Below are 21,238 nucleotides of genomic sequence, written 5' to 3'. Positions count from 1 at the left end.
GCATGGACCGCAATGGAATCGGCTTTAGCTACGTCCAGCGCTGCAAACCTGGGGCGTGCGACGTGGCTGCAAGATTTAATACAGTGTAGTTGGAGTCCCGGACTGCGCAGCGGTTCGCCTGGTTTCGCGCGACGAGGCGATTAGCCCGGTAACGCGATCTGAACCTGATCGCGGCCGTTGTGCTTGGCGGCATAGAGGGCCTGATCGGCTCGCTCCAGCAATGCCGATGAGCTGGAATGGCCGTCGGTCTCGCTGATGCCGGCACTCAGCGACACGCTGAACACCCTGGAATCTGCATGGAAGGGTAGCGCTGAGAAGCGTTGACGGATTTCATCGAAGATCTGCCTGGCCTGCTCCAGGTTGCAGTCAGGCAATACCGCGACGAATTCCTCGCCACCATAGCGGCCGAGGCTGTCGATGCGGCGCAGGCGCTGACGCATCAGGTTGGCCAGCGATCGGATGACATTGTCACCGGCCGCGTGGCCGTACTGGTCGTTGACCTGCTTGAAATGGTCGAGATCGAGCATGACCACGCTCGCGGGTTTGCCGCTGCGCAGCGCGCGCTCCACTTCCAAGGCGACCTGCTCCTTGATATCGGCATGTTTGAGCAGCCCGGTGAGGCTGTCGCGCGACAGCGCCATACTCAGCGCGCGGGCTCGCTGTGCATGGGAAAGCACCGCGGCGGTCAAGGCGCCGTCGCCGATGGGTTTGGTGATGAAATCGTCGCCCGCCTTGAGCAGCGCCGCCATTTGCCGGTTGATGTCGGTTTCGCCGGAGAGGTAGATGAGCGTCACGCGCAACCACTCGTCATTGAGCCGAATCATCTGGGCCAGTTCGAGCCCGGTGAAATCTGGCATGTTCATGTCGAGCAGCACCACCTCGGGATTGAACGCCCGCATGACCTCGAACAGCTGGCTGGGATCGGTCAGGGTCTGCACCAGCATCTGCGAATTGCGCAGCACCAGGCTGTAACGCGCCGCCAGATCGGTATCGTCATCGACGATCAGCACTCGGTATGGCTCGCTTAGCTGCAGGTTGAGGCAGTTTTCCAGCTTGTTTTCCAGCTGGGTAACGTCCAGCGGACGCGTGAAATAGCCTTTAGCGCCGGCGCGTACGGCCGCCAACTGACTGTCGAAATCGACGTGATGGCCGATCACCAGCAGGGGCAACGGCGATTCCAGGGTCTGCTGCAGCCTGTCCACCTCCTCGAGCTCAGCCTCGTGCTGGCTGACGATCAGGGCGTCTGGCAACTGCCCCTGGATAGCGGTCTGCAGAAGGTGGGGTTCCGGAAACAGCAGCACGTCGTAGCCGAAATTGCTCAATGTTCGGCACATTTCCTGTCCGGCTTCGACATTTTTTTCGAGTAGATAAATGCGGCAGCCTGCCGGCAATTGTTCGTGGTTCTCCGATGGCTCGGCCTGGCCGAGGGTTCCGGTCTGCGCGGCAGCGCCCAGTTGGTGGATGGCCTGAGTCAGCGCGGAGAGTGCCTGACCGCTGGGCCTGGCCGCGTTCAGCCAGCAATCGGCACGCTGCTCGAGCAACCGCGACTGCTCGCCCAGAGCGGTGAAGCCGAAGGTGCCCGCCGTGCCCGCCAGGCGGTGCAGACGTTGGTGAAGATCAATCACCATCTGCCGGCGCTGCTCCTGCTCATGAATTAGCAACAACCGCTCGGCACCTTGTTCGAGGGCCGCCAATTCCTCTTCCAGGCGGTCGGCAAACTTCTCGTTCAGAGCTTGCAGTTTGTCGTGCAACGCTTCGTTGGCGCTGTCATTCATGCTCAGCATTCCATACTTCATTCAGCTGCGCCGCCAGCTGTAAGGGGTCGAAGGGTTTGTGAAGCATCTTGCGCACACCGAGCCGCCGGAATTCTTCCGGATCGGTGGGCGTGTGCGACTGGCCGGTGAGTAGTACCACCGGCGTGGCCCGCAAGTCGATCAGCTGCGCCAGCTGGCACAGCAGCTCCATACCGCTCATTCGCGGCAGCATCATGTCCATCAGAATCATGTCCGGGGCGAAGTGTTGGACCTGATCCAGCGCTTCCTGGCCAGAGGCGCAGCTGAGCACCTCGAAGCCACCAATTTTTTCCAGGGCGACCCGGGTCACCACCCGGATGGAAGGCACGTCTTCGACATGCAGGATTCGCCGCAGCGGCTTCACGTCCGAGGCTCGTGCAGCGGATGGCAGGGCAGCTCGAACCAGAAACAGGCGCCTGCACCGGGTGTCGAATCGAAACCGATCTGTCCGGCCATATGCTCGATCAACTCCTTGCTGATGGCCAATCCCAGGCCGGTGCCGCCTTGTTGCCGGGTATCGGAGGCGTCCGCCTGGGCGAACTTGCTGAATATCCGCGCGCGGAATGCATCGGCGATTCCCGGTCCCTTGTCTTGCACGCTTACGCGTACCCTGTGCTCTCCGATCGCCTCGGCCCACAGTTCAACGGTTTCACCAGGCGGTGAATATTTCGCCGCGTTGGACAACAGATTGCTCAACACCTGTTCCAGACGCATCGTATCGACCTCGATCAATACGGCCGGACAACTGCGCAGTTCGATAGTGACAGCATAGCTCTCGGCGTACCCCTGGTTGCTACGAAGGGCTTGCTCCAGCAATGGCTGCAGCGGTTGCCGCTGAAACTCGAAGCGCATCTTGCCGGCGTTGAGCTTGTCGATGTCGAGCAGGTCATCGATCAGCGCGCTCAGGCGTTTGCTGTTCTGGTGGGCGATCTCGAGCAACTCCTGCAGATGCTCCGGCACCTCGCCCATCACCTGCCCGCAAATCAGCCCCAGCGAAGCGGTGATAGAGGTCAGCGGCGTGCGCAGTTCATGGCTGACGGTCGAAACGAAATCACGCTGCAGGTTTTCGATCTGCTTGCGTTCGGTGATGTCATGCAGCACCACCACCGCACCGCTCTGCTGGCCATTGGATGCATACATTGGATCGGCGTTGGCCAGCACATGGCGGGCCTTGCCGTGCAGCACGATGGCCATTTCCACGTTGCGGATCTGCTCGCCACGCAGCGCGCGCATCAGCGGGACCTCGTCGTAAGCCATCGGCGTCACGCCGTCGGCTTGGTAGAGGCGGTAGACGTTCGGCCACTGTTCCGGTGCAAGGCGTTGCGCGTCGAGCCCGTGCCAGCGTCGGGCGGTGTGATTGAACAGGGTCAGATTGCCTTCGGCATCGCAGGCCACGACGGCCTCGGACAGCGCCTCAAGTAGGCGTCGATTCATTTCCTGCTGCTTGTCCAGCTCCAGCTGCTCGGCTTTGCGCTCGGTGATGTCGGTCACCAACCCGTGCCAGAGCACCGAGCCATCTGCCTGACACATCGGCGTGGCGCGCGCCTCGACCCAGATACAGCCCTTGCGCGGATGGTTGATCCGGTGCTCGAAATGCCACGGCGTGAGCGTCGAGGCTGCGTGGCGGATGCTCGCCAGCACATGCTCGCGATCCTCGGGATGAACCCGTTCGTAGACCGGACCAATGCTTGGCGCCATCTCGGCCGCGCCCAGCCCGTAAATGTCTTCGACGCCTTCGCTGAGGTAGGGGAATGAGCTGTTGCCATCGGGCTTCCAGCAGAACTGGAACAGCATGCCTGGGACTTGCGCGGCAATCTGCTGCAGACGTAGCTGCAAGTGCTCCTGATGGGCCAGATCATAGGCGCTGACGATGTAGCCGCGTAGCAGCTCGTGTTCGTCATGGATCGCCGAGACATTCAACAGTACGGGCACGCTGTCGCCGTTGCGATGCAGCAGGCGCCATTCGCGCATCTCGCGACGCCCTTCGAGCAGCGGCGCGGTCAGCACGGCGAACCCCGGCGCGACGGGCTCACCCAGTTCGTTACTGAGGATGGCTGCGCGGCGGGCCAGCGCGGCCGGCGGAAACAGTACCGAGGTCAGTGGATGACCGATCAGCATCTGCTCGGAATAGCCGAACAGGCGCTCGGCCGTCGGGTTGACCCCCGATATCCGTCCTTCGGCGGTGGTGACCAGCATCGCACTCGCGGCGCTGTTGAGCAGGGCCTGCTGCAGCGCTGCCTGCTCGGCATAGCGGTGCGCCTGCAGACGCTCCTCGAACAGACGCATGATCTGGCGGCTCAAGCGCACCAAGGCGCCGCGTTGCGCCTCGCTGAGCTGACGCGGCTGGCGGTCGATCACGCACAGCGTGCCGAGGTTGTAGCCATCCGGGGTGGTCAACGGCGCGCCGGCGTAGAAACGGATGTGCGGGTCGTCGGTCACCAGCGGGTTGTCGCGAAAGCGCTGATCCTGGCTCGCGTCATCGATCTCGAAAATGCCCTGACCTTCGATGGTATGAGTGCAGAAGGAGATGTCCCGTGGCGTCTCGCTGACCTCCAGACCAATGCGACTTTTGAACCACTGGCGATGGTCGTCCACCAGCGAGATCAGGGCGATCGGGGTGTCGCAGATGTATGCAGCCAATTGGGCGAAATCGTCGAAGGCGGACTCGTCCGGCGTGTCGAGAATCTCGTAGCGCAGCAGCGCAGCGAGTCGGGACAGCTCACGGGGGGCGGGCATCGATTTCGGTGACTCCATCTGGCGGTCCTTTCTCGCTGGGCTGAGGGCTGGTCGATGACGGCTAATCGCCGTCGGCGTCCCAGATGGCTTGGATCTGGCTGGCCAGACGCATCGGGTCGAAGGGCTTGATGATGACGTCGCGCGCGCCGAGGTTGCGCAGATGTTCGATCTCGCCGGGCTGTACCTTGGCGGTCATGAAGGCCACCGGTACCTGTGCCAGGTCAATCCGCTCGCCGAGTTTGGTCAGGGTCTCAGTGCCGCCCATGCCGGGCATCATCACGTCGAGCAGGATGAAGTGGGGGACGAAGCGTTCAACCTCCTCCAAGGCCTGCAGGCCGGACGAGCAGGACAGCACCTGATAACCACCGATCATCTCCAGCGCGACCTTGACCACCGCCTGGATGGAGGGGTCGTCCTCGACGTGCATAATCCGTTTCAGCTCGGTCATGCGGGACCTCCGACAACAATACTTCGAGCGCTCGAAACGAGCAGTTTGCCACCTTGCAGGTATGCTGGCACATCGCTCACGAAAAATAGCCTTACAGACGGAATAGCCCGGGGTTGCTGACGTTCGGCTGATGCGGGGCAGCTGTTCGAAAACGGGCCGAGCCGATGCGCAGCCGCCCGCAGTTGCGGTTTCGTCCCAAGGCTTCACAGCGTTCGACTTCGCGGCCAGACGAGAATTTCCCCGTGCGAGCCCTTCTCGCGGCTCATTTACCGGGCTCAGGTGAGTGGCATCTGCAGGCTACACGCTGCAAATGCCGGACTAGAGCTGTCCATAGCGCAGCCGCGACCGGGCGACGGCGGCCATCCGTTGCGCTCGCGCCGGCAGCTGGCCGCCGGACGGGCCTTGGCCTCGTCGCAAAATCGATATCTTGCGACGGGCGGGTGCGGCAATACGCCGCCATAAGCAGATAATGTTCGGGTGCTGGCATTGCCGGCCTGTGTTTCTCTTCGCTGCGAGGCTGCAACAACTATGTGGTACACCGGTTTCCTCGACCTTTCGGCCTGGGGGGTGATCGCCGCCACCCTGCTTTTGACTCACGTGACGATCGTTGCCGTTACCGTCTACCTCCATCGTTATTCCGCTCACCGTTCGCTCGAGCTCAACGCAGGGCTCAAGCATTTCTTCCGTTTCTGGCTGTGGCTGACCACGGCGATGAACACTCGCGAATGGACCGCCATTCATCGCAAGCACCACGCCAAATGCGAAACCCCGGACGATCCGCACAGTCCGGTGCAGAAGGGCCTGGGCACGGTCCTGCGGCGGGGCGCCGAGCTGTATATGGAAGAGGCGAAAAACGAAGAAACCCTGCGCATCTACGGCAAGAACTGTCCGGACGACTGGATCGAGCGCAATCTGTATTCGCGTTTCCCCAACCTGGGCATCGTGCTGATGCTCGGCCTCGATCTGGCGCTGTTCGGTGTCCTGGGCCTGACGGTCTGGGCGGTGCAGATGATCTGGATCCCGCTCTGGGCCGCAGGGGTGGTCAACGGGCTGGGGCACGCTGTGGGCTATCGCAACTTCGAGTGCCGCGACGCGGCGACCAATCTAGTGCCGTGGGGCATCCTCATCGGCGGCGAAGAGTTGCACAACAATCACCATACCTATCCGAACTCGGCCAAGCTGTCGGTGCGCAAGTGGGAATTCGACATGGGTTGGGCCTGGATCAAGTTGTTCAGTCTGTTCGGGCTGGCGAAGGTGAACCGCACCGCGCCTATCGCCCATCGCGTCACGCCCAAGCATCAGCTGGACATGGACAGTGCCATGGCTATTCTCAACAACCGCTTCCAGATCATGGCGCAGTACCGCAAATTGGTCATCAAGCCGTTGGTGCGCCTGGAGCTGGATCGCGCCGATGCATCGGTGCGTCATCAGTTCCGCCGGGCCAAACGGCTGCTGTCGCGCGAGCCGAGCCTGCTGCAGCACGAGCAACAGGCGCGTATCGCCGTGATCCTCGAACAGAGCCAGTCGCTGCGGGTGATCTACGAGCAGCGCTTGGCGTTGCAGCAGATCTGGACCCGTACCAGCGCCAACGGGCATGACATGCTCGCGGCGATCAAGCAATGGGTTCAGGACGCCGAAGCCAGCGGTATCCAGTCGCTACGCGAGTTTGCCGAGCACCTGAAAACCTACTCATTAAGACCAGCCGTCGCCCTGGCATGACCTTCGATCGACACGATCACTGACGGGAGGGCGAACTGGAACTTTGCCCATCTGGCACTCTCTGATGGGCATTCTGGTGCTAACGCGACAGCTGCCCCTGCGGGTCTCCGCTGGTGCCTGGCGCCTTTCGGAACGCAGGTATGAATTTCGTGAAGCAGCGAAGCGAAGTGGGGGCTGGCATTGTGCCTCCGACCGAGGCGCAAACTTTGTTGGCTTTGATGCACGCGCGCGCCGAGGTCGAGCGCCTCAGCGAGCGAGAGCAGCTGTTCAGTACCCTCATGGGTGCCGTCAACGCGGTGCTCTGGGCCTTCGACTGGCAAGCCCAGCAGATGATCTATGTCAGCCCGGCGTACGAGCAGGTGTTCGGTCGCTCGGCCGCTTTGTTGCTGGCGGATTTCGGCGAGTGGCGCAACAGCATTTATCCGGACGATTCGGAATACGCGCAGCAGAGCTTGCTCGAAGTGCTGGAAAAGGGCTCCGTCGAAGCGCGCGAATATCGCATCATCCGCGCCGACGGGCAGCTGCGCTGGCTTAGCGACAAGTGCTTCATCGCACGCAATGCGGACAACTCGCGCGGGCCGATCATTGTCGGGATCGCCGAAGACATTACGGAAAAGAAGCAGCTCGAAGGTGAGCTGCAGCGTCTGGCCACCGTCGACGTGCTGACTCAAAGCAGCAACCGCCGCTACTTCTTCGAATGCGCCCAGCGTGAGTTCGACCTGGCTCGGCAATACGCCACCTCGCTGGCGTTTCAGCTGCTGGACATCGACGACTTCAAACGGATCAACGATACCCATGGCCATCAGATGGGCGATCAGGTGTTGCAGCGCGTGGCCCAGTGCGGTTCATCCGTGTTGCGCCGTGGCGACCTGTTCGGCCGCATTGGCGGTGAAGAATTTGCCTTGCTGCTACCCGGTTGCCAGCCAGACCTCGCCGAGCAGATCGCCGAGCGCCTGCAGCGCGAAATCCAGCGGCTGGTCTTCACCAGCCCGGACGGCCAGCGCTTCGGCGTCACCATCAGCCTTGGCGTGACCTACCTCCGGGCCAGCGACCCGGACCTCAGCGCGCTGTTCGCCCGCGCCGACGCGGCCATGTATACGGCCAAGCGTCTGGGCAAAAATCAGGTGATCGTGTCCTGAGTGGCGCCTCGGGCTGGTACGGCGTCGCTTGCCGCGACCGATGGCCTATGCCGTCGGTCGCGGATGCTGTCACTGCGTGAACTGCTGAGCTAACCCTTCCATCTCTTGCTTGAACTCATTGCATTTGGCCTGCCGTTCAGACGCCGGAATGGTTGCCCATTTTGCTTTCGCCTCGCTTGCGCCGGCGTTGAAGGCTTTGTCAAAAGCGGCCGCGTCCATACCGTTTTGGATCGACAGGGCTCTTTGCTTCTCTTTTTGCTCGGCCAGCTGCTCGTCCGAGGAACCCCCGCAGACCTTGGCCGTCGTGTGCATAGAGCCGCCGAAGTTCGCCAGTTGGGCGTGCATGTTCGACATCATCATCTGATGACTCGGTTCCTGAGCCTGTCCGCTGAGGCTGATCAGCATGAGTACGCCGGCCATGGAAAGCGTTTGCAGCCCTGTCGCTAAAGACATGTTCGCTCCTGTTTCCTGTTTTTATATTCTGCGCTGTCGCTGCGCTTAGTTTGTTCATTGTCTTGCCCGTTCAGTTTCTGTGACGTCAACGAAGCATCTTGTGAACGGCAACCGCACCTTCAATGGCTTGGTCGTTGGTGATGCCCCGCATGCTCTCGACTTTCTGCAGCGCAATGCCTCCCGCCGCCGCGGTAACGGTGACTCTGCCGACAACTACCTGCGGGCCAACGATGCCCAGCTGGGCATCAGGATCCAGCTGCTTGCTCGGGTCCACGACGAATCCACCAATGTCCTCAACCCTGTGATCGTCGTAGATCATCCCCATCTGTCGAAGCAGCATCGCGTCCGACGGCTCCGGGTCCACGCTGATGGCGATGGCCAAGCCGCCGCCCTTGACCATCTCGAACGCGTTGCCGGATTGCGTTTCCTTAGATAGCCAGGTGCAGTTGATGCCGTAGACATTCACATTGTCATAGCGGCCGCCGTCTTCTTCGTCGACCAGCACCAGGCCGTCGATCACCGGCCCAAGCGTTGCGCCTATCTGGTTGCAGTTGGGAAGTTGCTCCAGGGTCGGCGGGACGTAGTCAGCGCTGGGATCGGCGCCGGGGTCGCCATCGTCATCGCAGCCGCCGGTGACAAGCGCAAGGGCCAACAAAGCCGGCCGGGCAGAACGGGGCATCAGCACAGCAGCATGTTCCTGTTCATAGTCAGGTGATCGGGATGGCGACCGCGGTGCTGGCGCCGCCGCCGTCTGAAAGCCTGAACTCTAGACCAGATCGGCTGCGCTTCAAGGAAGCGAGATCAGACAGAGCGTTAGGGTGCTTCGCGGTAGACGTCGTCGAACCGAACATTCATCCCGCCGCAATGGCTGTTGTCGCTCACGACCAGATTACCGGCAACGTACTGCAAGGTGACACTGCAGTCGTGGTCGCCATCACCCTCGGCGATCTTCAGCAGATCGTCGGAAGGCTGTGCCTTGCCCGCGAATGCACCGACATGCATGATCCGCTCGCCATGGCTGTTGAGACCGCCATACCAGATCGCCTCGCCCTCGGCGAAAAGCGGGCCGGTCGGCGAGGGACGGCTGATGACGATGCTGTTGCCGCCCGCAATCGGCAGCCAGCGGCCGATCCAGACATCAGTCGAGGGTGTTGGCGCGGTTCTGCTGCTGACATTGCGTGCGGGCAGCCATCCGACGAACTCGCGTTTCTCGGCGAAGTACCAGACGCATGCCCAGCCATCCGCCTGGTTGCCGACAAGGAGCCTGTCGCCATCCACGAGATAGGCCTTCTGCAGGCAGGACTCATCTTCGGGGCAGCCGGCGGCGTCGTTTCTGAAATGCACCCGCTGGCCGCTATCAGCGACCACTTCGGCCTGGCGCACCTGACCTGCGAATGCCGGGAATAAGCCGTTGCGGCACGAATAGGCCTCGATCGCCTGAACCGGTGGTGCCAGCAACATGCACAGTAGAACGGCTCTGAAAAGCATGGCCGGCGACCTTCTCTGATGGGTGCGCTACGCCGAAGAGCGGCTCGACGCGGCGGGCTGCTGTTGGGTAATGCAGTGGATGTTGCCGCCGCCGAGCAGAATCTCGCGACCCGGCACCATGACCACCTGGTGATTGGGAAACAGTCGCGCCAGGATGGTTTCAGCTTCCTGATCCAGCGGATCACCGAACGACGGGGCGATGATGCCCCCATTGACGATCAGGAAGTTCACGTAGCTGCCCGCCAGGCGGATCGAGGGATCACGCGGCTGGGTGCCCACCAGCGGCACGACACCGGCGCATTCCTGCTCGGTAGCGTGCAGCGGGCCGGGAATCGGCATCTTGTGTACGGTCAGCGGACGATCCCACGCATCCCGTGCCTGCTCCAGCACGCGCATGGCGGCCTGGCAACGCTCGTAGTTGGGGTTGTCGCGATCGTCGGTCCAGGCCAGCAGCACTTCGCCTGGACGGACGAAGCAGCAGAAATTGTCCACATGGCCGTCGGTCTCGTCGTTGTACAGGCCGTGCGGCAACCAGATGACCTTGTCGATCGCTAGATAATCGGCGAGAACCGCTTCGATTTCTTCGCGGGACAGGTGTGGGTTGCGGTTGTGGTTGAGCAGACACTCCTCGGTGGTGATCAGGGTGCCTTCGCCGTCGACGTGAATCGAGCCGCCTTCAAGCACGAAGCCCTCGGTGCGGTAGCGATCGCAGCGCTCTATTTCGAGGATCTTGCGTGCCACCTCATCGTCGCGCTGCCAATCTTCGTAGAGCCCGCCCTCCAGCCCGCCCCAGGCATTGAACGTCCAGTCGACACCCCGTAAACCGCCCTTGCCGTTGATCACGAAGGTCGGCCCCGTGTCGCGCACCCAGGCGTCGTCGCTACTGATCTCCACCAGCCGGATGCGCGCGTCGTCCAGCTGTTCCCGCGCGGTCACGTACTGCTCGGCGGTGGCACAGACGGTGACGGGCTCGAAGCGCGCAATGGCTTTGGCCACCGCGGTAAAGGCCGCTTGCGCCGGCGTGCCCTGGTCGCGCCAGTTGTCCGGGCGCTGCGGCCAGACCATCCAGGTCTGGCTGTGCGGGGCCCATTCGGCAGGCATGTGGTAGTCGTCGGCGCGCGGGGTCGTGGTCAGTGTGGTCATGGGTTTACCTGGCAAGGACGGCAATTTTCGAGGCCGGGATACGATCGGCCATTCATCAGGGACGAACTATCTGACCACGCCGGACAGGATTCAGCCGCACCAAAGCTGTGCGGTTGCATCCTGTGCCGATCAGAGGCCGGGCTCAGGACTCCAGCGAACCATCCAATGTCTTGATCGGGCTGTACAGGTTCGGCCGGCGGTCACGGAACACGCCCCAGGCACTGCGGATGTGCTCCAGCTGATCGAGATCGAACTCGTGCACCAGCACACCTTCGCTGGTTTCGTCCATTTCCTCGACCTTGGCGCCGAACTGGTCGGCAATAAAGGACGAGCCATAGAAGGTGATGTCGTAGCCGTCCTGCTCTTCCTTGCCGATGCGGTTGCTGGCGATCAGCGGCATCAGGTTGGCGCCGGCATGGCCCTGCTGAACGCGCTGCCAGTGGTCGCGCGAGGTGATGTTGGGGTCATGCGGCTCGCTGCCGATGGCGGTAGGGTAGAACAGCAGCTCGGCGCCCATCAGCGCCATGCTGCGCGCCGTCTCGGGGAACCACTGGTCCCAGCAAATGGCCACGCCGATCTTGGCGTAGCGGGTGTTCCAAACCTTGAAGCCGGTGTCGCCCGGGTTGAAGTAGTACTTCTCGTGATAGCCGGGGCCGTCTGGAATGTGACTTTTGCGATAGACGCCGAGGACCTTGCCGTCGGCATCGATGATGGCGATGGAATTGAAACGCGCACGGCCGGCGACCTCGAAGAAGCTGACCGGCAGCACCACCTGCAGCTCGGCGGCGATTCGCTGGAAATGCTGGATCGCCGGGTTCTCCTCGACCGTGGTGGCCAGCTGCAGATACTCCGGATTCGGTTTCTGGCAGAAGTAGGGCGTCTCGAACAGCTCCTGGATCAGGATTACCTGCGCGCCCTTGGCGGCTGCTTCGCGAACCAGCTTCTCGGCATTGGCAATGTTGGCTTGGCGATCCCAGGAGCAAGCCATCTGGGTAGCGGCGACGGTAACGGTGCGGGACATGGAAAACCTCGCGGATGCGGCGTGAGTGTGAACCCTACCTCGGGCGGAGCGGAATTTATTCGATACTTATCCGCTTTTGAAGCGTTATTTTTTGCCAGGTCTGCTTAGATGACCACCGGTTATCGATAAGTATCGGTCATGCGTTCGACTAATCACGTTTGGGCAGAAACGGCGGAAGATAAAGACCCAGATACGCATCGAATACTCGCATGCCTTCTTCCGCCATTCGCTTCGTAATATGACCGTGCTCCTGCACGGACCGCGCATACACCCGGTCGCCCAGTTCCAGCGCGAGGGCGAACACCTCGATATCGCCGGGCAGTGGGGGAAGATGGAAATGCCGTTCAAAAAGGACCCGCATCAGTTCACCGAGTTCGACGTCGTGCTGGCGGTCCGCCTGGGTGACTTCGGTCAGGCCATGCTGTGTCAGGATCAGTTGCCGGGCCGCGGCATCGTCCTCATAGATCATCAGCATGCGTCGTTCGATCAGCCGGGACAGGTCTTGCCAGCGGTTCAACGTCTGTGGGTCGACGGGCTGCTCAAGGCTGGCCCGAAAGGCCGCATGCACGTCGGCCGTTAGCGCGCGGAGCAGCGCCGGTACGCTGGCGAAGAAATGATAGACGGAGGACGGCGGAATCGCCGCCCGCTCTGCCACGCTGTAGATCGACAGGCCAACCACCCCCTGTTCGGCGAGCAGTTCGCGGGCCGCCGCGAGAATCTGCGCAATCCGCGCCTGGCTACTGGCGCGAGGCTTGCGGCTGGTGGGAATGTTCGAGGAAGGGGTGGCTGCGCTCATGGATCCTATTGGATGCTAGGGCGGCGCCAGATGCAACGGCTATGGCCGTCTTGCCCGCCGCCAGGATTAACGCCGTTGTCGGTCCCTACCAGCACGCTATCCCCCTGCTTGGAGCTGCCGCGGTGACAAGGCGGAGATTCGGGGTATGAGCCGGTTACATGCTCCGGCCAAGACGTCGTCTAAAGTAACAGAGGCGAGAATTGATAGACCGGACGGAGTCGGTGGAGCCCATTCTGGACGCAGCACCAGTCGGTAGGCTCGGTACATGTGATGGGTAACTGACGGCTGAGCAGGTCTCCGATGAGCTTGAAAAATCACTTCGAATTAATGGCTTCCTACAACCAATGGATGAATTCAAAGATCTATCAGGCTGCGGGTCAGCTAGGTAGAGATGAACTGGCGATGGACCGTGGAGCTTTTTTTGGTTCGATTTTGGGTACGCTGAACCACATCCTGGTTGCCGATATCATTTGGCTGAAGCGCTTTGCTACACCGCCGCACGGCCTGCCCGCTCTGCGCGAAATCGTCGAGCTTCCATATCCGAGTCGCCTGGATCAGATACTTTTTGAAGACGTTGCCGCCTTGTCCGAGCGAAGGTTCTGGTTGGATCGCCAGATCTGCAGTTGGGTCAGTGAGCTCTCCAATGACGACTTGGAGCTCGGCCTCAGCTACCGCAACACCAAAGGAGTTCCGGGTAATAAACGGTTTTCGAGCCTGATTCTTCACTTCTTCAACCATCAGACTCACCACCGCGGTCAGGTAACGACGCTGCTATCTCAGGCGGGTAGGAATGTCGATGTTACCGACCTTCTGGCTTTGATTCCGGATGAGGGCAATCTATAGCCCTTTGCATCTGGCCTATGAGAAGGAGCTAGCAATTCATTCCGACCGACGCCGTTCCGTGGCGCGGCTTAATTGAGGCGTTAGAGAGGCTTTAACGACATGGACCTAGCCACCTTTACTACGCGAGAACTGCTCAATCTCCAGGCCGTCGTAATAGGCGAGCTTAGAAACAGGGGCATTCTTCGAACGAAAAATAATCCTGTCGGTGATTATGCCGAATGGCTGGTTTCTTCAGCCTTGAATTTAAAGCTCGCAAAGAACTCAGCGGCAGGCCATGACGCTGAGTCTGATTCCGGTCGAAAATTTCAAATAAAGGCCCGCCGCGTAACTGCCGACAATCGATCTAGACAGTTAGGGGTAATACGGAATCTGGAGAAAATGGACTTCGATGAGCTCGTCGCTGTTATTTTTGACGAGTCGTATGAAGTTGTTGTGGCTGTATCCATCCCTCACGTCGTAATCGCGGACTACAGCATCTATCGGGCGCATGTTAACGGCCATATTCTGCATATTCGGGGAGCGTTATTGTCCGACAGCCGTGTTCGAGACATTGGCGCAGAATTAAAGAACTCCAACCATGTGCTCAAAACCCTCGCTTCGTTTGCTGGGTAGCTAAGCCCGCTCGTATGACCGTTCCTTCCGCTCGCCAACCCCGGCCCTTAACCAAACGCCAGCCCTACATCGAGCGCTCGGGGTCGTTGCTGAGGTTGCGCTGTGTGGCGTTTTGCGCCGGGGTTGGTTTCCGAGTAGAAGACGGCGGCCAGGTCGGTTCTCCCCGCTCTTCAATCACCGACGCCTTGGTATAGAAGCGTGGTGTGAGGAGAACGCATTCCTGGATTTCACACCGCTCCGTTTGCACGCAATGGAACGAGCCAACACCCGCCTCATGTTCTATCGTTAGCCGTCACCAAGGCCGCAAAGCGTAGCGCACGGAGCAAACATGGTCAGTGTCGAGTTCCTTCTCACTTCCCTCATCGTTGTGCTCATCCCCGGCACGGGCGTCATCTATACCGTCTCCACAGGGCTTACTCAGGGACGCCGAGCCAGTGTCTACGCCGCGTTGGGGTGCACTGCCGGAATAGTGCCGCACCTTCTTGCCACCGTGCTCGGCCTGGCAGCCGTCATGCACACCAGTGCCTTGGCGTTCCAGGTGCTGAAGTACGCAGGCGTCGCGTACCTCTTTTACGTCGCCTACGTCACTTGGCGCGACCGTTCCGCCTTCGCCGTCGATGGCACCTTGTCGAAGGTCTCTGCCGTGGAGCTGGTCATCAAGGCCTTCCTACTGAACATCCTCAACCCCAAGCTCACCATCTTCTTTCTCGCGTTCCTGCCTCAGTTCATCGAGCCCAATACGGCCCGGCCGCTGTTGCAGCTGCTGTTCCTCAGCGGGGTGTTCATGGCCATGACTTTCACTGTCTTCGTCATCTATGGGCTCGTTGCCCATGCGTTCCGCCGGATGGTTATCGAGTCCACCACCGTGCAGCGGTGGCTCCGCTACAGTTTCTCCGCCGCTTTTGCCTGTCTCGGAGCCAAGCTCGCCCTCAGCGAGAAATAACCCGCCCATCTCAAACGTCAGGATATACGACACGTTCTCGTTCGAACGTTAGCTGTTTAAGGAATACCGCACATGTCCATCGAACTCTGGTTTGCCTTCGCCGCCGCGTCTGCGCTCCTGCTGATCATCCCGGGCCCAACCATTCTCACGGTCATCAGCTACTCCATGGCTCATGGGCGGCGAGCCAATGTGCCGCTCGTTGCTGCTGTGGCGCTGGGTGACTCAACCGCCTTGCTTGTCTCGCTTCTCGGGCTGGGCGCGTTGCTCGCCACTTCGGCCTTCTGGTTCACCGTCGTCAAGTGGGCCGGCGGTCTGTATCTGCTCTATCTTGGCGTCAAGCTCCTGCGCGCAGGTATTTCGGCAACTGAACGGGTCGTACCAGCCGCGCCGGGCTCACGTTGGAAGCTGTTCGCGAACACCTACCTCGTAACCGCGCTGAACCCGAAGGGCATTGTGTTCTTCGTAGCCTTCTTGCCTCAGTTCATAGATCCGAGCGCGGGTGTCACGCAGCAGCTTTGGGTGCTTGCCATCACGTTCGTGGTCATGGCTACGCTCAATGCGACCTTGTACGCGGTCTTTGCTGGCTCGGCTCGAAAGGTGCTGTCTTCGCCACGTGCACAGCGGCGGTTCAATCTGGCTGGCGGGTCCCTTCTGTCCATCGCGGGTGTATGGGCGCTGCTGGCCAAGCGCGCATAAAAAGGCGTGGGTGGACGTGCTTGCCCATCAGGACCGTCTCTTGACGGCTCGGCTTAAGAAGTGCCATGCGCTTGCCACATCGGGAGCAAGACGATGAAATCACTGCGATTTCTCACGATCATGCTGACGGCCCTCAGCCTGAGCGCGGCGTTCGCCCACCTTCTGGAACTGCCGGCCAAGCTCACCTATAACGGTGCTCAATGGCTTGGCCTGCTACAAACGCTCTATCCGACCTATGGCAAGGTCTCAGGTGTTTGCGAGATCGGCGCGGTTGTCGCTGTGCTGGTGCTCGTTGTTGCCCTTCGCAGCCACCGAACGGCGTTTCTCTGGACGTTGCTTGCCGCCACTTGCCTGATCGCGACGCATGCGACTTTCTGGATATGGGTCGCTCCAGTGAACGCAGCGCTGGTGCCTCTGTCGCCTGAGACGTTGCCTGCTGACTGGACGCGGCTGCGCAATCAGTGGGAGTTTGCGCATGCCGCGCGCGCGATCCTGCAGATAGTCGCACTGGCGGCGTTGGTGATCTCCATTCTCGCCGAACTTCCACCGAACGCTGGCGACGCAGAGGAGCGATCCACTTGATCGACATGGACATGTGCCGCGACCAGCAAATAATCGACTCGTGGAGAAAAAATGCTCATCAATGGGTGGTGGCGGTGCGTGGCGGGCAGGTCGCGAGCCGCAAGCTGGCTACGGATGAAGCGATAGTCAACGCAGTCATGAGCCGCGCGCCCCGTTCCGTTCTGGATGTCGGTTGCGGAGAGGGGTGGCTGGTCCGCGAGCTGGCGGCCAAAGGCGTCCATGTGCTTGGCGTGGATGCCATCCCGGACTTGCTTCAGCACGCCCAAGCGGCCGGAGCTGGACGCTTCCGCGCGGCGACCTACGAAGCGATTGCGGCGGGCATTCTGGAAGAAGCCTTCGATCTCGTCGTCTGCAATTTTTCCTTGCTGGGAAAGGAGTCGGTCGAGGTTCTGTGCAAGGCGATGCCATCGCTGTTGCGTCGGCAGGGCGCGTTCGTCGTACAAACGCTTCACCCGATAGCCGCCTGCGGGCATTTGCCGTATCTGGAGGGCTGGCGAGAAGGGTCATGGGATGGTTTCGACTCGGCTTTCACGGATCCTCCGCCCTGGTATTTCAGAACTTTGGCAAGCTGGGCGACGCTGCTATCGGAAAGTGGCTTGCGGCTTGTCGAATTGCGCGAGCCGGTCCACCCGACGAGCAGAGAACCGCTCTCGATCATATTCATTGCAGAGTTGGCGACTAACGATTCGCCGTAGCAGGCACGCTAACGCGAGCGCTTTACCCACACGTCAGATGGAAAAACGAGGTATGTGCTGATGGGCATCAAATGTCATTCACTCGGCGAAGTTCGCGACAACATCGACCGGGTGGATAGAGAAATAGTGACGTTACTCGCCGAGCGAGGAGCGTTCGTCGCGCAAGCAGCATCCTTCAAAGCGACGGTGGCCGAAGTAAAAGCCCCTGATCGGGTAGAACAGGTCATCGCGAAGGTCGGCTTGCTTGCGCAAGAGCAGGGGGCAAACCCTCGCGTGGTGGAAAACGTTTATCGCGCCATGATTGCAGCGTTCATCGAAGCCGAGCTCACAGCTCATTCGTTGCTCGCTGAAAATGATGCACAACGCTGACCTGGGATTTAAATCGGTTACTGGCAATCGCCTATGGCGCGTCGCCTCCTATGGGAGTTCGCATGAAGGTCAAACGCATCGTGGCCAACGTTTCCGTCGCCGATCCGGCTGTTGCGCATGCATTCTACAAAGACGTTCTGGGGCTTGACCTGGCAATGGATCATGGCTGGATTCGTACCTATACGAGTCCGGCGAACATGACCGCGCAGGTAAGCTTCGCAAGCCAGGGCGGCTCCGGCACGGCTGTCCCGGATCTTTCCATTGAGGTGGATGACTTATCTGACGCCCTGCGTCGTGTTCAGGATGCGGGTATCGCCTTGGAATACGGCCCGGTCATCGAGCCCTGGGGTGTTCGGCGCTTCTATGTCAGGGACCCGATGGGCAAGCTGGTCAATATCCTGCAGCATGAGCAAAACCCGACTCAGATGTGAGTGCGAGGAAGGTATGGCCAGTAGCCGCGACTTCGTGGAATACATCGCTGAACAGGTTGGCCTGGGTGGTCGCCTGACCTATCGAAAGATGTTCGGAGAGTACGCACTCTATCTTGACGGCAAGGTCGTGGCGTTCGCTTGTGACAACAGCCTCTTCGTCAAGCCATCCCAGGCCGCCTCCGATCTTGCGCCCGAGCTGCCACAACGGCCGCCGTATCCCGGCGCGAAGCACTATCCTGTCGCTGACGAGCTGCTGGACGATACCGATGTGCTTCGCCGTCTCATCATTGAAACCGCAGCGCTCATGCCTGCCCCGAAAGCCGCCAAGCCGCGCAAGACTCGTTCGGCCAGGGTAGCCAAGTCGCTCGAGCCCTGACGCAGCATTTCCGGCAGAACAGCAAGGCGCTTCAAGTCTGGCGTCGCTCTGCAAAGTGTTTTCTACAGGCTCTTACTTACGAGGAGATCGTCATGCAGTTTCACCGAGGCAGGCTCTTTGACCATATCCACCTACGGGTCGCCGATCTTGACGCCAGCAAAACTTCTATCGCGCGGTGTTCGCGGCGTTGGGGCACGAGGATGCACTGCAAGAGGGGCCAGGCTTCTTTCACGCCGATGAGTTGTTCGTGGACAAAGCCGATGGCTATATCACCCGGGTTCATCTCGCTTTTCAGGCGCCCGATCGCGAAACGGTGCAACGCTTTCATCTGGCAGCGCTTGCGGCGGGCGGTCGGGATAATGGCGCGCCGGGCGAACGGCCTTATCATCCCGGCTACTTTGGCGCGTTCGTCCTGGATCCTGATGGAAACAATATCGAGGCCGTCTTTCATGGACCGGCCGAGCGCAGTGCGCCCTCGGTGGTGATAACCGCCTGATGATCAGGCGCACCGTTGCGCACTGGGCTGATGACTGAATCGAGTCGGCCCGCGGCTTGATTCGGGGAAACCGGACTCAACCTTGGATCCTGCATGAGTGGAGAAACCGCCAGCCAGAGTCCCGAGTTGCTGCGTCGACTGCTGCGCGCGAAGGATAGGATGGATGCCGCACCGGCCGAGGATTGGCCTGTCTGGCGGTTGGCGCGCGTCAGCTGCATTTCTGCGGCCCATTTCGCACGATCGTTCAAGCAGGCGTTCGGCGTTCCACCACATCGCTACCTGCTCACGCGACGCATCGAGCGAGCCACGACATTGCTGCGAGAAACTGACCTGCCCATCACCGAGATCGCCTATCGCACAGGTTGGCGAAGCCTGGGCACGTTCGGGCGCACCTTCCGCGACATAACCGGCAGGAATCCGGGCGAGATCCGAGCGTACGAGCGGTCCAGGATGCAAGACCCCGGTCGCGTACCCGCCTGTGTCCTCGGCGCAGCGCTGCGACCCGCCCTGACAATGGCAGTTTCGGAGAAGCGACGTCGGAAAGCGGGCGATATAACGGGAGCCCAAGAAAAGGAGGCTCTATGACTCAAGGTATCGAAGTGGCTGGTTTGTACGTTCGGGACCAGGATGAAGCGCTGGCGTTCTATGTCACGAAACTCGGCTTTCGCGTTCACACGGACGTGCGCAACGGCGATTACCGCTGGCTCACGGTACAGCATCCCGAGCAGCCGACATTCCAGCTCGGGCTGCTCTTGCCGGGACCGCCGACTCACGATGCGGCGACCGCACAGACACTGCTCGCAATGGTAGCCAAAGGCGCGATGCCGCCCCTCGTGCTGGTTGTCGACGATTGCCGTGAGGCCTACACGCGGATGCGCGACCAGGGTGTGGAATTTACGCAGGAGCCCGAAGATCGGTACGGCAACGTGGATGCCGGTTTCCGTGATCCATCCGGAAACGGATGGAAAATGCTGCAGATGCGCCGCTGAAACAGCGAGCCCCGCACGCTCGGGTGCGGGGCCCGGGGCGTCACACGGTGTGCAGATACCAGTTGTATTCCAGGTCGGAGATCGAGTGTTCGAATTCGGCCAGTTCACTCTCTTTGCAAGCGACGAAGATGTCGATGTACGTGGAGTCGATATAGCGCGCCATGATCTCGCTGTCGTCCAGCTCGCGCAGGGCATCGCGCAGGTTGGTCGGCAGGCTCTGCTCGACCTGCTCGTAAGAGTTGCCCTCGATCGGCTCGTCCGGGGCGATCTTGTTGGTCAATCCGTGGTGAACCCCGGCCAGTACGCCCGCCAGCAGCAGGTAGGGGTTGGCGTCGGCGCCGGCTACACGATGCTCGATGCGCACGGCGTCCGGGCTGTCGGTCGGCACTCGTAGTGCCACGGTGCGGTTGTCCAGACCCCAGCAGGGCGCATTCGGTACGTAGAACTGAGCACCGAACCGGCGGTAAGAGTTGACGTTAGGGCAGAGGAAGGCCATCGACGCGGCCATGGTCTGCTGAATGCCGCCAATGGCGTGGCGCAGCGTCTCGCTTTCCAGCGGATTATCGGTGGCGAAGATATTGTTGCCGTTCTTGTCCAGTAGCGAAATGTGCACGTGCAACCCGTTACCGGCCTGGCCCGGGTAGGGCTTGGCCATAAAGGTGGTGTCCATCTCATGGTCGTAGGCAATGTTCTTGATCAGCCGCTTGAGTAGCACCGCATAGTCACACGCCTTGATCGGGTCGGCGACGTGGTGGAGGTTGACCTCGAATTGCGCCGGGGCGCTTTCCTTGACGATGGCATCGGCGGGAATGCCCTGTTCCTTGGCGCCCTCGAGAATGTCCTGCAGGCAATCGACGTATTCGTCGAGGTCATCGATCAGATAGACCTGCGTGGAGTGCGGGCGCTTGCCGGAGATCGGTGAGCGTGGCGGTTGCGGACGGCCGTTCACGTTCTCTTGATCGATCAGGTAGAACTCCAGTTCGAAGGCCGCGCAAATGGTCAGGCCCAACTCGTCGAACTTGCTCACCACCTGGCGCAGCACCTCACGCGGATCGGCGAAGAACGGCGAGCCGTCGCGCTCGTGCATGGTCATCAGTAGCTGCGCGGTGGGGCGCTTCTGCCAGGGTTCGTTGCTCAGCGTGTTGGGGATGGGGAAGCAGGTTCGGTCGGAATCACCGATGTCCATCCCCAGCCCGGTGCTTTCCACGGTGATGCCATTGATGTCGAGGGCAAACAGCGAGGCGGGGAGGTTAATACCTTTTTCATACACCCGATGCAGGCTGGCGCGCTCGATGCGCTTGCCTCGAACGACACCATTCATGTCTGCGATCAGCAGGTCGACGTATTGGACCTCCGGGTGTTCCTTGAGAAATGCGTTCGCTTCGTTGAGCTGAACGGCACGCGGCGGCGGGAGCATGATGAAGCACCTTAATTGTTAAAAATTTCAATCATCAAATAGCTTGTCTCGGA

Annotated in this window: 25 protein-coding genes; 14 read left to right on the top strand and 11 right to left on the bottom strand. The window is 60.7% G+C overall.

Features of this window, described 5'->3' with window-relative positions:
- Positions 1 to 140: 140 nt before the first annotated feature.
- From UF78_RS21620 to UF78_RS21605, 4 genes are read right to left on the bottom strand one after another with little or no spacing between them, the layout of a single operon-like run.
- Complete coding sequence (locus UF78_RS21620) at positions 141 to 1,775, bottom strand: diguanylate cyclase (protein ID WP_045164392.1); 1,635 nt, start codon at positions 1,773 to 1,775, stop codon at positions 141 to 143.
- The gene (locus tag UF78_RS21615) at positions 1,768 to 2,157 is read right to left on the bottom strand and encodes a response regulator (protein ID WP_045164261.1); all 390 of its coding nucleotides are present in this window, start codon (positions 2,155 to 2,157) and stop codon (positions 1,768 to 1,770) included. The genes UF78_RS21620 and UF78_RS21615 overlap by 8 nt, the downstream gene beginning before the upstream one ends.
- Positions 2,154 to 4,547: a PAS domain S-box protein gene (locus tag UF78_RS21610; protein ID WP_045164260.1), complete on the bottom strand. Its 2,394-nt coding sequence runs from the start codon at positions 4,545 to 4,547 to the stop codon at positions 2,154 to 2,156. Before UF78_RS21610 ends, UF78_RS21615 begins: the two co-directional genes overlap by 4 nt.
- Before the next feature lie 43 nt (positions 4,548 to 4,590).
- Positions 4,591 to 4,977 carry a response regulator gene (locus tag UF78_RS21605; RefSeq protein ID WP_045164259.1) on the bottom strand — a complete coding sequence of 129 codons (387 nt, stop codon included), beginning with the start codon at positions 4,975 to 4,977 and terminating at the stop codon, positions 4,591 to 4,593.
- Positions 4,978 to 5,505: 528 nt separating this feature from the next.
- Between UF78_RS21605 and desA the strand changes: the two genes are divergently transcribed.
- Both desA and UF78_RS21595 read left to right on the top strand, forming a co-directional pair.
- Complete coding sequence (desA, locus tag UF78_RS21600; RefSeq protein WP_045164258.1) at positions 5,506 to 6,696, top strand: delta-9 fatty acid desaturase DesA; 1,191 nt, start codon at positions 5,506 to 5,508, stop codon at positions 6,694 to 6,696.
- 140 nt (positions 6,697 to 6,836) lie between these two features.
- Complete coding sequence (locus tag UF78_RS21595) at positions 6,837 to 7,835, top strand: GGDEF domain-containing protein (RefSeq protein ID WP_045164257.1); 999 nt, start codon at positions 6,837 to 6,839, stop codon at positions 7,833 to 7,835.
- 69 nt (positions 7,836 to 7,904) lie between these two features.
- On the opposite strand, the gene UF78_RS21590 is transcribed toward UF78_RS21595, so the two are convergent.
- The 6 genes from UF78_RS21590 to UF78_RS21565 form a co-directional block, all read right to left on the bottom strand.
- Positions 7,905 to 8,288, bottom strand: a complete 384-nt coding sequence (locus tag UF78_RS21590) for a hypothetical protein (RefSeq protein WP_045164256.1) — start codon at positions 8,286 to 8,288, stop codon at positions 7,905 to 7,907.
- A gap of 85 nt (positions 8,289 to 8,373) precedes the next feature.
- Positions 8,374 to 8,967 carry a lytic murein transglycosylase gene (locus UF78_RS21585; protein ID WP_230623732.1) on the bottom strand — a complete coding sequence of 198 codons (594 nt, stop codon included), beginning with the start codon at positions 8,965 to 8,967 and terminating at the stop codon, positions 8,374 to 8,376.
- A 134-nt stretch (positions 8,968 to 9,101) separates the two neighbouring features.
- Entirely contained in the window at positions 9,102 to 9,671 is a 570-nt protein-coding gene (locus UF78_RS21580; RefSeq protein ID WP_230623718.1) for a hypothetical protein, read from the bottom strand.
- Positions 9,672 to 9,803: 132 nt separating this feature from the next.
- Positions 9,804 to 10,919 (bottom strand): agmatine deiminase, encoded by a 1,116-nt coding sequence (gene aguA / locus UF78_RS21575; protein WP_045164253.1) that lies wholly within the window; start codon positions 10,917 to 10,919, stop codon positions 9,804 to 9,806.
- A gap of 142 nt (positions 10,920 to 11,061) precedes the next feature.
- Positions 11,062 to 11,940, bottom strand: a complete 879-nt coding sequence (gene aguB, locus UF78_RS21570; RefSeq protein WP_045164252.1) for an N-carbamoylputrescine amidase — start codon at positions 11,938 to 11,940, stop codon at positions 11,062 to 11,064.
- Between the two features lie 148 nt (positions 11,941 to 12,088).
- A complete protein-coding gene (locus UF78_RS21565) occupies positions 12,089 to 12,736 on the bottom strand; it encodes a TetR/AcrR family transcriptional regulator (RefSeq protein WP_045164251.1) in 648 nt (215 codons plus the stop codon).
- Between the two features lie 300 nt (positions 12,737 to 13,036).
- Here UF78_RS21565 and UF78_RS21560 point away from each other — a divergent pair, with 300 nt between their 5' ends.
- The 12 genes from UF78_RS21560 (at position 13,037) to UF78_RS21505 (ending at position 19,768) form a co-directional block, all read left to right on the top strand.
- On the top strand, positions 13,037 to 13,579 hold the full coding sequence (locus UF78_RS21560; RefSeq protein ID WP_045164250.1) for a DinB family protein: 543 nt from the start codon (positions 13,037 to 13,039) through the stop codon (positions 13,577 to 13,579).
- A 99-nt stretch (positions 13,580 to 13,678) separates the two neighbouring features.
- A complete protein-coding gene (locus UF78_RS21555) occupies positions 13,679 to 14,191 on the top strand; it encodes a DUF6998 domain-containing protein (protein WP_045164249.1) in 513 nt (170 codons plus the stop codon).
- 328 nt (positions 14,192 to 14,519) lie between these two features.
- Positions 14,520 to 15,134, top strand: a complete 615-nt coding sequence (locus UF78_RS21550) for a LysE family translocator (RefSeq protein ID WP_045164248.1) — start codon at positions 14,520 to 14,522, stop codon at positions 15,132 to 15,134.
- 72 nt (positions 15,135 to 15,206) lie between these two features.
- Positions 15,207 to 15,830: a LysE family translocator gene (locus UF78_RS21545; RefSeq protein ID WP_045164247.1), complete on the top strand. Its 624-nt coding sequence runs from the start codon at positions 15,207 to 15,209 to the stop codon at positions 15,828 to 15,830.
- A 93-nt stretch (positions 15,831 to 15,923) separates the two neighbouring features.
- Complete coding sequence (locus tag UF78_RS21540) at positions 15,924 to 16,412, top strand: DUF1772 domain-containing protein (protein ID WP_045164246.1); 489 nt, start codon at positions 15,924 to 15,926, stop codon at positions 16,410 to 16,412.
- Between the two features lie 5 nt (positions 16,413 to 16,417).
- A complete protein-coding gene (locus UF78_RS21535) occupies positions 16,418 to 17,107 on the top strand; it encodes a class I SAM-dependent methyltransferase (RefSeq protein WP_045164391.1) in 690 nt (229 codons plus the stop codon).
- 60 nt (positions 17,108 to 17,167) lie between these two features.
- Positions 17,168 to 17,476 (top strand): chorismate mutase, encoded by a 309-nt coding sequence (locus UF78_RS21530; RefSeq protein ID WP_045164245.1) that lies wholly within the window; start codon positions 17,168 to 17,170, stop codon positions 17,474 to 17,476.
- Between the two features lie 62 nt (positions 17,477 to 17,538).
- The gene (locus tag UF78_RS21525; RefSeq protein ID WP_045164244.1) at positions 17,539 to 17,907 is read left to right on the top strand and encodes a VOC family protein; all 369 of its coding nucleotides are present in this window, start codon (positions 17,539 to 17,541) and stop codon (positions 17,905 to 17,907) included.
- Between the two features lie 13 nt (positions 17,908 to 17,920).
- Complete coding sequence (locus UF78_RS21520; protein WP_045164243.1) at positions 17,921 to 18,283, top strand: TfoX/Sxy family protein; 363 nt, start codon at positions 17,921 to 17,923, stop codon at positions 18,281 to 18,283.
- Between the two features lie 247 nt (positions 18,284 to 18,530).
- Positions 18,531 to 18,779, top strand: coding sequence for a VOC family protein (locus UF78_RS23165; protein WP_230623716.1), 249 nt, complete (start codon positions 18,531 to 18,533; stop codon positions 18,777 to 18,779).
- A gap of 93 nt (positions 18,780 to 18,872) precedes the next feature.
- Positions 18,873 to 19,364 (top strand): helix-turn-helix domain-containing protein, encoded by a 492-nt coding sequence (locus UF78_RS21510; protein WP_045164242.1) that lies wholly within the window; start codon positions 18,873 to 18,875, stop codon positions 19,362 to 19,364.
- Positions 19,361 to 19,768 (top strand): VOC family protein, encoded by a 408-nt coding sequence (locus UF78_RS21505; protein ID WP_045164241.1) that lies wholly within the window; start codon positions 19,361 to 19,363, stop codon positions 19,766 to 19,768. The genes UF78_RS21510 and UF78_RS21505 overlap by 4 nt, the downstream gene beginning before the upstream one ends.
- A 40-nt stretch (positions 19,769 to 19,808) precedes the next feature.
- Here the strand turns inward: UF78_RS21505 and UF78_RS21500 are convergent, their stop codons facing one another.
- A complete protein-coding gene (locus UF78_RS21500) occupies positions 19,809 to 21,185 on the bottom strand; it encodes a glutamine synthetase family protein (protein WP_045164240.1) in 1,377 nt (458 codons plus the stop codon).
- Between the last annotated feature and the right edge of the window lie 53 nt (positions 21,186 to 21,238).

Source organism: Stutzerimonas stutzeri (assembly GCF_000952685.1).
Taxonomy (GTDB): domain Bacteria; phylum Pseudomonadota; class Gammaproteobacteria; order Pseudomonadales; family Pseudomonadaceae; genus Stutzerimonas; species Stutzerimonas stutzeri_E.
The sequence above is the reverse complement of the archived record's forward strand: the minus strand, read 5'-3'. Positions and strand labels throughout refer to the sequence as shown.

Coding starts and splice junctions, on each gene's coding strand:
- UF78_RS21535 (WP_045164391.1), top strand. CDS start 16,418: ATGGACATGTGCCGCGACCAGCAAATAATCGACTCGTGGAGAAAAAAT.
- UF78_RS21560 (WP_045164250.1), top strand. CDS start 13,037: ATGAGCTTGAAAAATCACTTCGAATTAATGGCTTCCTACAACCAATGG.
- UF78_RS21595 (WP_045164257.1), top strand. CDS start 6,837: ATGAATTTCGTGAAGCAGCGAAGCGAAGTGGGGGCTGGCATTGTGCCT.
- UF78_RS21555 (WP_045164249.1), top strand. CDS start 13,679: ATGGACCTAGCCACCTTTACTACGCGAGAACTGCTCAATCTCCAGGCC.
- desA (WP_045164258.1), top strand. CDS start 5,506: ATGTGGTACACCGGTTTCCTCGACCTTTCGGCCTGGGGGGTGATCGCC.
- UF78_RS21540 (WP_045164246.1), top strand. CDS start 15,924: ATGAAATCACTGCGATTTCTCACGATCATGCTGACGGCCCTCAGCCTG.
- UF78_RS21620 (WP_045164392.1), bottom strand. CDS start 1,775: ATGAATGACAGCGCCAACGAAGCGTTGCACGACAAACTGCAAGCTCTG.
- aguB (WP_045164252.1), bottom strand. CDS start 11,940: ATGTCCCGCACCGTTACCGTCGCCGCTACCCAGATGGCTTGCTCCTGG.
- UF78_RS21505 (WP_045164241.1), top strand. CDS start 19,361: ATGACTCAAGGTATCGAAGTGGCTGGTTTGTACGTTCGGGACCAGGAT.
- UF78_RS21525 (WP_045164244.1), top strand. CDS start 17,539: ATGAAGGTCAAACGCATCGTGGCCAACGTTTCCGTCGCCGATCCGGCT.
- UF78_RS21520 (WP_045164243.1), top strand. CDS start 17,921: ATGGCCAGTAGCCGCGACTTCGTGGAATACATCGCTGAACAGGTTGGC.
- aguA (WP_045164253.1), bottom strand. CDS start 10,919: ATGACCACACTGACCACGACCCCGCGCGCCGACGACTACCACATGCCT.
- UF78_RS21565 (WP_045164251.1), bottom strand. CDS start 12,736: ATGAGCGCAGCCACCCCTTCCTCGAACATTCCCACCAGCCGCAAGCCT.
- UF78_RS21585 (WP_230623732.1), bottom strand. CDS start 8,967: ATGCCCCGTTCTGCCCGGCCGGCTTTGTTGGCCCTTGCGCTTGTCACC.
- UF78_RS21530 (WP_045164245.1), top strand. CDS start 17,168: ATGGGCATCAAATGTCATTCACTCGGCGAAGTTCGCGACAACATCGAC.
- UF78_RS21550 (WP_045164248.1), top strand. CDS start 14,520: ATGGTCAGTGTCGAGTTCCTTCTCACTTCCCTCATCGTTGTGCTCATC.
- UF78_RS21610 (WP_045164260.1), bottom strand. CDS start 4,547: ATGGAGTCACCGAAATCGATGCCCGCCCCCCGTGAGCTGTCCCGACTC.
- UF78_RS21500 (WP_045164240.1), bottom strand. CDS start 21,185: ATGCTCCCGCCGCCGCGTGCCGTTCAGCTCAACGAAGCGAACGCATTT.
- UF78_RS21605 (WP_045164259.1), bottom strand. CDS start 4,977: ATGACCGAGCTGAAACGGATTATGCACGTCGAGGACGACCCCTCCATC.
- UF78_RS21510 (WP_045164242.1), top strand. CDS start 18,873: ATGAGTGGAGAAACCGCCAGCCAGAGTCCCGAGTTGCTGCGTCGACTG.
- UF78_RS21590 (WP_045164256.1), bottom strand. CDS start 8,288: ATGTCTTTAGCGACAGGGCTGCAAACGCTTTCCATGGCCGGCGTACTC.
- UF78_RS21545 (WP_045164247.1), top strand. CDS start 15,207: ATGTCCATCGAACTCTGGTTTGCCTTCGCCGCCGCGTCTGCGCTCCTG.